The following is a 12,608-nucleotide window of genomic DNA, read 5'->3' as shown; positions in this document are numbered from 1 at the left end:
ATAGGCCGCGGCGAGGCGGTGGGCAAGAATGTCGCACCCCGATGATCTGGATCAGCCCCGTGCGCCGCCTCGAGTGCCGGCCCGGCGACACCCTCGCCGGCCCCCGGGCGGCGCCGCGATCCGCTCGCTTCCGCGACGGCCCGGCGTACAATCCGCGCTTCCCCTCCGCCACCGCGGATCCTCGCGACCTGCCCGTGACCCAGCCCATCCTCAGTCCCGAACTCCCCGTCGACAACATCCCCGCACGCGCACGCATCACCGCCGCCTGGCTGCGCGACGAAACCGAAGCCGTCAACGACCTGCTCGCCCAGGCCAGCCTGCCGAACGCCGAACGCGAGCAGGTGATCGACCTCGCCGCCGGCCTGGTCGCGCGCGTGCGCGTGCGCGCGAAGGACCAGAGCGCGGTCGAATCCTTCATGCGCCAGTACGACCTGTCCTCCGAGGAAGGCGTGCTGCTGATGTGCGTAGCCGAGGCGCTGCTGCGCATCCCCGACAAGGCCACCGCCGACAAGCTGATCCGCGACAAGCTAGGCGAGGCCGACTGGAAGAAGCACCTGGGCCAGAGCGAGTCGCTGTTCGTCAACGCCTCCACCTGGGGCCTGATGCTCACCGGCCGCCTGGTGAACCTGGCCGAGGAGACCCGCCACGACTTCACCGGCGCGCTGAAGCGGCTGGTCGGCCGCGCCGGCGAACCGGCGATCCGGCTGGCGGTGCGCCAGGCGATGCGCATCATGGGCCACCAGTTCGTGATGGGGCAGACCATCGACGAGGCGCTGGACCGCTGCGCGAAGAAGGAATACGCGGTGTACCGCTACTCCTACGACATGCTGGGCGAGTCCGCGCTCACCGCCGAGACCGCCGAGCGCTACCAGGAGGACTACCGCCGCGCGATCGCCGCACTCGGCGCGCGCGGCCCGTTCGCCAGCCATACCGATGCCCCCTCGATCTCGGTGAAGCTGTCCGCGCTGCACCCGCGCTATGAGGTGGCCAAGCGCGAGCTGGCCCGGCGCCAGCTCACCGAAAAGCTGCTGGAACTGTCGCAGCTCGCCATGAAGCACGGCATCGCGCTGTCGGTCGACGCCGAGGAGGCCGACCGCCTCGAACTGTCGCTGGACATCATCGGCGACGTCTTCATGCATCCCTCGCTGGCGGGCTGGAACGGCCTCGGCATCGTGGTGCAGGCGTACTCCAAGCGCACCCCGTTCGTGATCGACTGGTTGATCGAGACCGCGCGCAGCAGCGGCCGCCGCTGGTACGCGCGCCTGGTCAAGGGCGCCTACTGGGACGCCGAGATCAAGCGCGCGCAGGAGCAGGGTCTGGCCGGCTATCCGGTATACACGCGCAAGCCGAACACCGACGTGTCCTACCTCGCCTGCGCGCGTAAGCTGTTCGATGCCGGTAGCGAGCTGATCTATCCGCAGTTCGCCACCCACAACGCGCACACCATCGCCGCCGTGCACCACATCGCGCACGGCCGGCCGTTCGAGTTCCAGCGCCTGCACGGCATGGGCACCGACCTGTACGCCGAGGTGATCGGCAAGGACAACCTCAACGTGCCGTGCCGCGTGTACGCGCCGGTGGGCACGCACGAGGACCTGCTGCCGTACCTGGTGCGCCGCCTGCTCGAGAACGGCGCCAACACCAGCTTCGTCAACCGCGTGGTGGACGAGACGCTGCCGGTGCGCGAGCTGGTCGCCGACCCGTGCGAGACGGTGCGCCGCTTCGCCTCCATTCCCCACCCGCGCATCCCGCTGCCGGTCAATCTCTACGGTGAGAATGCCGCGCTGGCGCAGCATTCGAATTTTGTTTCCAGGAAGAATTCCATGGGCGTCAACTTCTCCAACGACAACGAACTGAAGGCGATGGCCGACGCGGTCAACGCGAACGCCGGCCCGTGGACCGCCGGCCCGCTGGTGCCGGGCGCCACCGCCAGCGGCCCGACCGTGCAGGTGACCAACCCGGCCGACCGCCGCCAGGCCGTCGGCCGCTACGTCAGCGCCGACGGCGCCACCGTCGACAAGGCGCTGGCCAACGCGGTCGCCGCCCAGCCCGGCTGGGATCGCCTGCCCGCGGCCAGCCGCGCCGCGATCCTCGAACACGCCGCCGAGCAGCTCGAGGCACGCCGCGGCGAGTTCATCGCGCTGTGCGTGCGCGAGGCCGGCAAGAGCCTGCCCGACGCGATCGCCGAGATCCGCGAGGCGGCCGACTTCCTGCGCTATTACGCCGCGATGGCACGCCGCCTGTTCGGCCAGCCCGAGCAGTTGCCCGGCCCCACCGGCGAGAGCAACCAGCTGTTCCTCAACGGCCGCGGCGTGTTCGTCTGCATCAGCCCGTGGAACTTCCCGCTGGCGATCTTCCTCGGTCAGGTCAGCGCCGCGCTGGCCGCCGGCAACAGCGTGATCGCCAAGCCGGCCGAGCAGACTTCGCTGATCGGCCATGCCGCGGTGAAGCTGCTGCACGAGGCCGGCGTGCCGCTCGACGTGCTACAGTACCTGCCCGGCGACGGCGCCACCGTGGGCGCCGCGCTCACCCGCGACCCGCGCGTGGCCGGCGTCGCGTTCACCGGCTCCACCGAGACCGCCTGGGCGATCAACCGCGCGCTGGCCGCGCGCAACGCGCCGATCGCCGCGCTGATCGCCGAGACCGGCGGCCAGAACGCGATGATCGCCGACTCCTCCGCGCTGCCCGAGCAGATCGTCAAGGACGTGATCGCCTCCGCATTCCAGTCCGCCGGCCAGCGCTGCTCGGCCGCGCGGGTGCTGTTCGTGCAGGAGGACATCGCCGACAAGGTCACCGCGATGCTGGCCGGCGCGATGGGCGAGCTGAAGGTGGGCGACCCGGGCCAGCTCTCCACCGACGTGGGCCCGGTGATCGACGAGGACGCGAAGAAGATCCTGGTCGACCACGCCGCGCGCATGGACAAGGAGGCGAAGAAGATCGGCGAGGTCGCGCTCGATCCGGCGGCCACCGGCCACGGCACCTTCTTCGCCCCGCGCGCCTACGAGATCGGTTCGCTGGCCACGCTGACCCGCGAGGTGTTCGGCCCGGTACTGCACGTCGTCCGCTGGAAGGGCAGCGAGCTGGCCCAGGTGGTCGAGCAGATCAACGCCACCGGCTACGGCCTCACCCTGGGCGTGCACAGCCGCATCAACGACACCGTCGACTACATCGCCAGCCACGCGCGCGTGGGCAACTGCTACGTCAACCGCAACCAGATCGGCGCGGTGGTCGGCGTGCAGCCGTTCGGCGGCGAGAACCTCTCCGGCACCGGCCCCAAGGCCGGCGGCCCGCACTACCTGCTGCGCTTCGCCGGCGAACGCACGCTCACCGTCAACACCACGGCGGCCGGCGGCAACGCGTCGCTGCTCACCATCGGGGAGTAAGGCCGGATTCGGGAGAGCATGCCTCCCTCTCCCCAAGCTGTGCTTGGGGAGAGGCCGGGGTGAGGGGAAAGCTCTTCGGCATTGCCATGCCGCCGACGCAGCGAGTACGTTTCGAGCCATTGCACGGAGCGTGGCATGGCAAAGCAGAGAAAAGGGCAAGCCGAGTTCACCCGCTGGATGGGACCATTGCTCGATTGCCTGCGCGCGCTCGGCGGTTCGGCCAAGCCGCAGGAAGTGTCCCGCTGGATTGCACGCGAACTGCACCTTCCGCCCGAGATCACAGAGCCCACCATCAAGTCGGGCGCCAATCGCTTCCACAACCAGGTGCAGTGGGCGCGCCAGTATCTGGTGTGGCAGGGCCTGCTGGACGACGGCAGACGCGGCACCTGGACGTTGAGCCCGCTGGGTTGGAAGACCCGCCTCGACGAAAACGCCGCACGAACCATCTTCCTCGACCGGGTAAAGACCTACCAAGCCGAGCGCAGGCACGCGACAACGGAACCTCACGCCGAACCTGAGCTGACCGACACTGAGCCACCCGAGGAGTCGCAAGATCTCGGTTTGCTCGACATCCTCAAGTCCTTGCCGCCTTACGGCTTCGAGCTGATCTGCGGCCGCCTGCTGCGCGAGCACGGGTTCGAGGAAGTCGAGGTCACCCAGCGTTCGCGCGACGGCGGCATCGATGGCTACGGCCTGCTGCGCCTGAGCCCGTTCGTGAGTCTGCGCGTGGCGTTCCAGGCCAAGCGCTACAGGGACACCGTCACGCGCAGCGCAGTGGGCGAGTTCCGCAATGCCCTGCTCGGCCGCGCCGAGAAAGGCGTGTTCATCACCACCGGCCGCTTCACCCAGGACGCCGAGGTCGAAGCGACGCGCGATGGCGTGGTGCCGATCGAGCTGATCGACGGCGAGCAACTGGTCGAACTGTTCCAGGACAAGCTGATCGGCGTGAAGCCGAAGACGGTCTACGAGATCGACCACCCCTTCTTCGACGAATTCCGTCGCGAATCCTGAGCAAAACACCATGACCGACGCGCCAAATGTCGACCTCGCCAGCACCTTGCGACGCCTGCGCGAAGCCCAGGCGCGTGACCCGCTGCCCGACTGGCGCACCCGCGCCCGGCGCCTGCATGCGCTGCGGGCGCTGATCGCCGACCATCGCGCGGAGATCGCCGCGGCGATCCACGACGATTTCGGCAACCGCCCGCGCGAGGAGACCGAGCTGCTGGAGATCTTCCCCAGCCTGTCGGCGGTGCGCCACGCGCTGCGCCACGGCCGGCGCTGGATGAAGCCGAGGCGGCGGCTGGCCGACTGGCCGTTCCTGCCCGCGCGCACCGAACTGCGACCGCAACCACGCGGCGTGGTCGGCATCATCGTGCCCTGGAACTACCCGCTGTTCCTGGCGGCCGGTCCGCTGGTCGACGCGCTGGTCGCCGGTAACCGCGCGATGCTGAAGATGAGCGAGTACACGCCGCGCTTCTCCGCGCTGTTCGCGGAACTGGTGGCGTGGCATTTCCCGGCCGACGAAGTACTGGTGGTGAACGGCGACGCCGCCGTGGGCCAGGCCTTCGCCGCCCTGCCGTTCGACCACCTGCTGTTCACCGGCTCCACCACGGTGGGCCGCCACGTGATGCGCGCGGCCGCGGCTAACCTCACCCCGGTGACGCTGGAACTGGGCGGCAAGTCGCCGGCGATCATCGGCCCCGGCGCACGTTTCGGGCACGCGGTGGAACGCATCGTGCTCGGCAAGCTGGTCAATGCCGGGCAGACCTGCGTCGCGCCGGACTATGTGCTGCTGCCGCGCGCGCGCACGACCGAGTTCATCGATGCAGCCAGACACGTGGCGGCGCGGATGTATCCGCCATCCGCACCGGGCACGCCCTACGCCAGCATCGCTTCCGACCGCCAGTACCGGCGCCTGGTCGCGCTGCGCGACGACGCCGTGGCCGCCGGCGCACGCGCGCATGTGCTGGACACGCTCGGCGACGACCCGGCGAACCGCCGGCTTTCGCCGCTGCTGCTGAGCGAGGTCGGCGACCACATGGCGGTGATGCAGGACGAAATCTTCGGCCCGCTGCTGCCGCTGGTGCCGTACGACTCGCTGGACGAGGCGATCGCCTACGTGACGGCCCGCCCGCATCCGCTGGGCCTGTATCTGTTCGAACAGGACCGCGCCCTGGTCGACCACGTGCTGACGCGCACCGTGGCCGGCGGCGTCACCGTCAACGACACGCTGCTCCATTTTGCCCAGCACAACCTGCCGATCGGCGGCGTCGGCGCCTCCGGCATGGGCGGCTACCACGGCGAGGCCGGCTTCCGCACCTTCTCGCATCTGAAGCCGGTGTTCCGCCAGGCGCGCTGGAACGGTGCCGGCCTGCTCAACCCGCCCTACGGCGCACGCTTCCGGCGCATGCTCGACCTGCTGCTGCGCCGCGGTTGAAATCCCTTGCACAAAAAAACCTCCCCGCCGAAGCGGGGAGGTTTCACTTGCACGATTACGACACGCCGGGCGTCAGAACTTGTACGTCGCCGACAGGCCGAGCAGGTTGCCGTAGTCGTCGAAGTTGCCGGTGACCACGTCGCCCGTGGAGCTGGTGCTGTTGATGTGCGCCTGGTTCACGAAGATGTGCGCATACGAGGCGTTGATCTCGAAACGGTCGCTCGCCTTGTAGCCGATGCCCACCGTCGCCAGCTTGCGGGTGGAATCCGGCACGCGCACGTCGCGCACCGCGTTGTAGGTCGGCGTGGTGTCGACCGCGATGCCCGCGCGCAGCGTGACCTTGTCGTTGAGGTAGTAGTCGCCGCCGATCGAGGCGTAGACCGTGTTGCGCCAGTTGAACGTCTCGAATGTGTCGGGCTGCGCCGGGTTGCCGTACTTGACGCGCAGTTCCTTGAACACGTCCCACTTGGTGTAGGCAAAGTCGATGCCCAGGCCGAACTTCTCCGCCTGGTGCCAGTAGCTCGCGCTGAACACGGCCGGCGTGGTGAAGCCGGCGGTGCCGGTGGTGTGGGCGAACGGCGGGATCGAACTGGCCAGCGCCGGATTGGCGAGCAGCAGGTTGTAGCCCGGCGTGGTGGTGAAGTTGCCGGTGCCCTCGAGCCGATGGCTGATCTTGGAACGGTAGTTCAGCGCCAGCTTGTCGTTCGGCGTGAGCTTCCAGAAAGCGCCGACCTGGTAGCCGTAGGCCCAATCGTCGCCCTTGATGCGGGCGAAGCCATCCACGCCCTGCGGCGTCACCGCCGCCACGCCGGCCGCGGCGGCCTGGCCCTGCTGCACGGCCTGCTGGATCATGGCGGCAGCCGTCGCCGGCGGAATCTTGCCGGCGGCAGCCGCAGCCTGGATCTGCGCGACACCGGCGGCAGTCTTCGCCGCGATGCCCTGCTGGATGCCCAGGCCCACGGCGTTGAAGTTGATCGCGCTGGTCAGCTCGGCCGAGGTGCGCTGCGCAATCGCGCTCACGCCCAGGGCAAAAGTGTCGGTCACGTCGTACGACGCCGAGAGGGTGGCATCGAGCGACTGGAACTTGGACTTGACGCCGTTGTAGCGGCCCACCCAGCCGCGGTCGTACTCGGTCTGGAAACCGAACGGGACCGAGAAGCCGAAGCCCAGGTGCACCTTGTCCGAGACCTTGCTGGACAGGAACAGCGCCGGCACCGGCAGGGTGGTCCCGGCGTCGCCGCCATTGCCGCCGGAGATCGGACGGCCCAGCACGTCGTGCGCGCTGCCGTTGAACTTGGCGCTGAAATTGATGGCGGTGACATCGGCCTGGAAATAGGTGCCGTCCAGTTCGGTCATCGCCGCGGGATTGTTTACCACCACCGAGGCATCGCCGCCGGCGGTCGCCGAGCCGGCGTAAGCGCGACCCATACCCTTGGTGCTGTTTTCCTTGAGCTGGAACGCGCTGGCGTCGGCGCTTGCAGGGGCAACCAGCGCACCGACGACCGCGATGCTCAGCGCGGCGAGCGCCAATGGACGGGTTGCGCCCGAAAGGGAACGGAGAGACGTGTGCATCGCATGCTCCTGCATATTGTTGTGCGACTTGGATGGTTATCGGGTGGCTGCAGGTAGGACGCACTGATTCATACACGCGTTTGAACTACCTGCGCGGAACTTAGCCCTCTTGCACAAGATGTTGCAAGTGCGGTCGCAACAAAATACTAACGCCGCTATTGCATGCGGATGGGCAGACTGATCCCGGCGGCGAGGGGGACTGCTACCCTCCCCCGCCGGCGGTCGCCGCCACCCTCCACTGCCCAGCGAGTCGCACCATGCAATGTTTCGTCTATGCCAGCGTGCGCAAGGCCGACAGCTACCTGTGGCTGGCGCAGCGCGACGGCTTCGACCCGCTGCCCGAACCGCTGGCCCTGCTGCTGGGCGAATTGCGCTTCGTAATGGAGGTGCAGCTGGACGAGCAGCGCAAGCTGCCGGTCGAGGATGCCCTCCAGGTGCTCGAGCACCTGCGCACGCAGGGCTGGCACCTGCAACTGCCGCCGCAGGAGACCCTCGCCAGCGCCAACCATCCCGCGTATACCCATTCCCCGCGGGACGATCGGGACGATTGAATCGCGCGCCATGCCGCCGCATGCGGCAAGGCGGGGCCAAGTCGAGCGTTAACGCTTGGTTACCGCCTGCATCTCCAACGATTTCTATACTGTCCCCATGAACCAGCCCAAATCGCGCCGCCGCCCACCCCTCCTGCACGCCCTCGCCTGGTTCGTACCGGGGTTGATCGCGGTCGCCGCCGCCGGGCTGGCCAGCCATCCGCTGACCCTGATCCCGCTGCTGCTGGCCAATGCGCTGACCATGGCGGCGATCTGCCACGCGATCGGCTTCGATCCCGAGCCCAGCTTCGGTCGCACCGTGCTGCGCCGCGGTGCCGCCCACCTGGTGATGTTCACCGGCTACACCGCGCTGGTTTTTGTGCTGGTGGCGTGGCCGATGCTGCAGCTGACCCATGGGGCCAGCCTCAGCGCGGCGCTGGCGCTGGCCGCGGCGATGGTGCTGGCGCTGGTGGCGCTGTGGCGGCTGTGGCCGGCGTTCGGACTGGTGTTCGTGTGGGACGACGCCTATCCGAGCCAGCGCGACGGCTCGTGGATCTTCACCGCCACCTTGCGCAGCATCGCGTTCGGTCGCCACCTGTCGCGCGAGGAACGCTTCTTCAGCCACTTCCTGCCGGCCGCGTTCGCGCTGTTGGTGCTGGCCTTCGGCGCGATCGCGCTGACCGGGCTGTACGGCGTGCTGCCGCCGGAGCCGCGCATCGCCGCGCTGGCGATCTACGGCGTGGTGCTGCTGCCGCTGGGCTGCCTGGTCATCGCCAACCGCACCCTGCGCGCCCTGCTGTGCGAGCGGCACCAGCCGCGCCGGCGCGGCGACCATGACCCGCGCGCCGCCGCGCCGCGCCCGGTGCTGAGCGAGCAGGAACGCGCCGCCGGCACGCCCGAGCAGGCCGCCGCGCTGCTGGCCGCGATCCGCGGCGGCGACGTCGAGCGCGCGCTGGCGCTGGTCGAGGCCGGCGCCGACCCGGATACCGCGCCGCTCGCCGACGACCGCGACCAGCGCCCGGCGCTGATGCTGGCCGCGCTGCTGCCCGATACCCGCCTGCTGCGCGCGCTGATCGCCAGGGGCGCCGACGTGAACCGTGCCAGCGGCGGCATCACCCCGCTGCTGGCCGCCACCCGCGACAGCTGGCACGGCCGCGCCGAGGCGGTGCTGACCCTGCTCGCCAACGGCGCCAGCCCGCTGGTCACCGACGCCGAAGGCAACACCCCGCTGCACGGCGCCGTGCTCAGCGCCGATGCCGGCGTGACGGCGATGCTGCTGGACGCCGCCGCGCCGATCGATGCGCTGAACAAGGCCGGCGTCAGCCCGCTGGCCACCGCCTGCCGCGCCGCCAACTGGCCGCTGGTGAAATTCCTGCTCGAGCGCGGCGCCAAGCCGGCGCCGGCCGCCGGCGGCGAGCCGGCACTGGTCGCCGCCGCCGGCATCGCCGACGACGACGCCGACGGGGTCAGGCTGCTGCTCAAGCAGCGCGCCGCGGTCAATGCGGTGGACGCGCGCAAGCGCAGCGCGCTGCTCGCCGCCGCCGCCGAGGGCCACGAACAGATCGTCCGCGCGCTGTGCGCCGCCGGCGCCGACGTCAACCTGGCCGACCGCCACGGCAGCACCGCGCTGATGGAAGCGGCACGCGCCGGCGCCGGCGGCATCGTGCAGCTGCTGGCCGAGGCGAAGGCCGACGCCGGCGCACGCGACAGCCACGGTCGCGACGCGCTCACCCTGGCCTGCCAGTCGCCGCACGCCCATGTCGAGACGGTGCGCGCGCTGCTCGCGCTGGGTGCCGATCCGAAGGTCGCCGGCGGCGACGGCCGCAGCGCGCTCGACCACGCCGCCGCCGCGGGCCGCTGGGACCTGGTCGCCCTGCTCGACCCCGACACGCCGCTGCCGGCCAGCCTCAGCCAGGACGTGCTGGCCGAGGGCAGCGACACGCCCGCCCACCTGCTCGACGCGCTGCGCTTCGGCCACTGGGCGATCGTCTCGGGCTTCGCCGAACGCGTGCGCGAATGGCCGCAGCCGCAACTGGCGCAGCTTTACCTGGACCTGGCCGCACCCGGCCTGGCCGCCGCCCGCCGCTGGCTGCTCGATCACGGCCTCGACGCCGAGGCACGGCTGGAGACGCCGCGCACTGACGACCCCGACACCGCCGACGCGCCGGCGCTGCCGCCGCTCGGCCAGCGCCTGTTCGACGCCCTGCTGCCGGCATTGCCGGATGCGACCGAGGCGCTGGAGGATCTGCTGCAGGCCGGCGCCAGCCCGGCCGGCGCCGGCTTGCTGGCGCGGGCGCTGGCCCAGTTGGGCGGCGCGGCGCAGGGCACCGCCCTGCCGCTGCAACTGCTCGAGCGCGGCGCCGACCCGTTCGGCCCGGACCCGCGCGGGCGCACCCCGCTGCAGCTCGCCGCGGCCCACGCCCAGCCCGCATTGCTGCTGGCCCTGCTGGCGCGCGGCTGCGATCCGAACACGCGCGACCGCGACGGCCGTACGCCGCTGTTCGCCGCGCTGGAACACGGTGCGCAGGCGCTGCCGCTGGCGCGCGCGCTGATCGCCCACGGCGCCAACCCCGAAGCCGCCGACGCGAACGGCGAGACGCCGCTGGGACTGGCGCTGGAACTGCCGGCGGTGGAGCGCTGGCTGGACTGGCGCGACTGGCCGCGGCCGCACCGCCCGCTGCGCGCCACCGACCTGCCGGCCGCGGCCGCGGCCGGCGCCCTCGCCTCGGTGCAGCGCCTGCTGGAGCTTGGCTTCGCCGTGGACACCCGCGACGAACAGGGCGCCTCGGCCCTGCTGCGCGCCTGCGGTGCCGGGCACCGCGAGGTCGCCGCCTGCCTGCTCGACGCCGGCGCCGATCCCTCGCTGGCCGCGCACAGCGGCGTGACGCCGCTGGCCGCCGCGGTCGCCGCCCGGCGCGAAGCGCTGGTGGCATTGCTGCTGCAACACCAGGTAATCGTCGACCAGCGCCTGCCGAACGAAGCCACCGCGCTGATGGTGGCCGCCGCGATGGGCTACCCGGAAATCGCCGAGCAGTTGCTCGACGCCGGCGCCGACGTCAATGCGGTCGACGGCGCCGGCCGCAGCGCGCTGCACGCCGCCGCGCAGTTCGGCTTCGAGCACAACGACAGCCTGCGCGCACGCCGCCTGTTCGACAGCCTGCTCAAGCACGGCGCCGACATCAACCACGCCGACAGCGAAGGCAAGACCCCGCTGCTGCTGCTGCTGGGAGCGCAGCTGCGCCCCGGCAGCGCCTGCGACGCCACGCATATCGGCGCGCTGGTGCCGCCGCTGCTGGAGGCCGGCGCCAAGGTCGGCCACGCCGACCAGCGCGGCGTCACCGCGCTGCACGCCTGCGCGATGCACGCGCTGCTGCCGCCGGCGCGCGTGCTGCTGTCGCGCGGCGCCGACCGCGGCGCGGTGGACGCGTTCGGCCGCACTGCCGCCGAAGTGGCGCGGCACCTGGGCTACGTCGACATCGCGCACGAGCTGTCCACGCGCAGCAACGCGATCCCCAGCGTGCGGCAGACCCTGCGTCAGCCGGCCCAGCCGGCCGAATAGGCTTCCGCCACGGCGTCCTCCTCCGCCGCCGCGGCAACCATCGCCGCGGCGTGGCGCCAGCGCAGCGAGCGCCACGCATCCAGCACCTGCGACGTGGCGATCTCGTCCACGCGCCGCACCACCGGCAGGCCGCCCAGCACCACCACGTCGCTGCCCGCGCCGCTGCGCGGCGTCCACAGCCGCGGCGAGCGGGAGCCCATCAGCACCACCAGCGGGCAGCCCATGGCCGCGGCCAGGTGTCCCGGCCCGGTATCCACCGAGACCATGCTGTGCGCGACCTCGAGCAGGGCCTTGAGGCGGCCGAGCGGCAGCGCCGCGGCAGCGATCCGGGGCAGCCCCCGGCCCACGGTCGACATCAGCGCATCGAGGTAGCTCGCCTCGGCCGGCGAGCCGCAGAACAGCACCTGCGCGTGAGGCAGCTGGCGTCTGATGGCGTGCGCCAGCGCTGCCCAGCACGACGCCGGCCACGACTTGTCGTCATCCCCGGCGGCACGCACCCCGTTCCAGCGCATCGTGCGCTTGTTGGCGGGCTGCAGCAGCACCAGCGGGCGGCCCGCCAGGCCGTGCGCCCGCAGCCACGCATCGCCATCGGCGCGCTCGGCCGCGCTGGCCCGCAGCTGCGGCGCGGCCGGCACCGGCGTCGCCAGCGGCGCACAGGAGGCGCGGAACGCCGGCGGCGTGGTGTCGCCGAAACGCAGCAGCATGTCCACCCAGTGCTCGTCCGCGATCGACGGCATGTCCTCGATGAACGTGCAGTGCCCGGCGCTCACCCCGGCCAGCGCCAGCATCGGGCGCACCTTGGTCCGCGTGCGCTCCAGCGGTTCGCTGATGTACAGCGGCGCGCCGCGCAGGCGCCGCAGCGCCAGCGCCGCGCGCCAACGCCGCGGGCGCATCCACAGCGGCCCGTACTGCGAATCCAGTGGAATGCACCCGGCCACCTCGGGCGCCGCCGAATACAGCACGGGCGGCCAGTCCCCCAGCGCCAGCAGCCGGCACGGCCGGCCGTAGCGCAAATGCAGTTTGTGCAGCAACGGCTGCAGCAGGACGGTGTCGCCAAGCCGGCCGAAGCGGATCACCACGGGGCCTGCAGCAGGTCGGTTATCGGGGAGCATGCTGCCGGGCAACGC

General features: G+C 71.2%; 7 protein-coding genes. 5 read left to right on the top strand and 2 right to left on the bottom strand.

Annotated elements, in window-relative coordinates; all coding sequences use genetic code 11:
• Positions 1 to 194: 194 nt before the first annotated feature.
• The 3 genes from putA to AC3WRN_RS09020 all read left to right on the top strand — a co-directional run bounded on the left by putA (position 195) and on the right by AC3WRN_RS09020 (position 5,820).
• Complete coding sequence (gene putA / locus AC3WRN_RS09030) at positions 195 to 3,383, top strand: bifunctional proline dehydrogenase/L-glutamate gamma-semialdehyde dehydrogenase PutA (RefSeq protein WP_492622719.1); 3,189 nt, start codon at positions 195 to 197, stop codon at positions 3,381 to 3,383.
• 135 nt (positions 3,384 to 3,518) lie between these two features.
• Positions 3,519 to 4,394, top strand: a complete 876-nt coding sequence (locus AC3WRN_RS09025; protein ID WP_492622718.1) for a restriction endonuclease — start codon at positions 3,519 to 3,521, stop codon at positions 4,392 to 4,394.
• 10 nt (positions 4,395 to 4,404) lie between these two features.
• Positions 4,405 to 5,820 carry a coniferyl aldehyde dehydrogenase gene (locus tag AC3WRN_RS09020; RefSeq protein WP_492622717.1) on the top strand — a complete coding sequence of 472 codons (1,416 nt, stop codon included), beginning with the start codon at positions 4,405 to 4,407 and terminating at the stop codon, positions 5,818 to 5,820.
• Positions 5,821 to 5,892: 72 nt separating this feature from the next.
• On the opposite strand, the gene AC3WRN_RS09015 is transcribed toward AC3WRN_RS09020, so the two are convergent.
• Complete coding sequence (locus AC3WRN_RS09015; RefSeq protein ID WP_492622716.1) at positions 5,893 to 7,392, bottom strand: OmpP1/FadL family transporter; 1,500 nt, start codon at positions 7,390 to 7,392, stop codon at positions 5,893 to 5,895.
• A 257-nt stretch (positions 7,393 to 7,649) separates the two neighbouring features.
• Between AC3WRN_RS09015 and AC3WRN_RS09010 the strand changes: the two genes are divergently transcribed.
• Positions 7,650 to 7,943: a YcgL domain-containing protein gene (locus AC3WRN_RS09010; RefSeq protein ID WP_068092289.1), complete on the top strand. Its 294-nt coding sequence runs from the start codon at positions 7,650 to 7,652 to the stop codon at positions 7,941 to 7,943.
• 97 nt (positions 7,944 to 8,040) lie between these two features.
• Complete coding sequence (locus AC3WRN_RS09005) at positions 8,041 to 11,481, top strand: ankyrin repeat domain-containing protein (RefSeq protein WP_492622715.1); 3,441 nt, start codon at positions 8,041 to 8,043, stop codon at positions 11,479 to 11,481.
• Here the strand turns inward: AC3WRN_RS09005 and AC3WRN_RS09000 are convergent.
• Complete coding sequence (locus AC3WRN_RS09000) at positions 11,457 to 12,560, bottom strand: glycosyltransferase family 9 protein (RefSeq protein WP_492622714.1); 1,104 nt, start codon at positions 12,558 to 12,560, stop codon at positions 11,457 to 11,459. The genes AC3WRN_RS09005 and AC3WRN_RS09000 overlap by 25 nt on opposite strands.
• Positions 12,561 to 12,608 lie beyond the last annotated feature (48 nt).

This window comes from Rhodanobacter sp. FW101-FHT13A11 (assembly GCF_058790335.1).
Note: the sequence above shows the minus strand (reverse complement) of the source record. Positions and strands in the feature narration are given on the sequence as shown.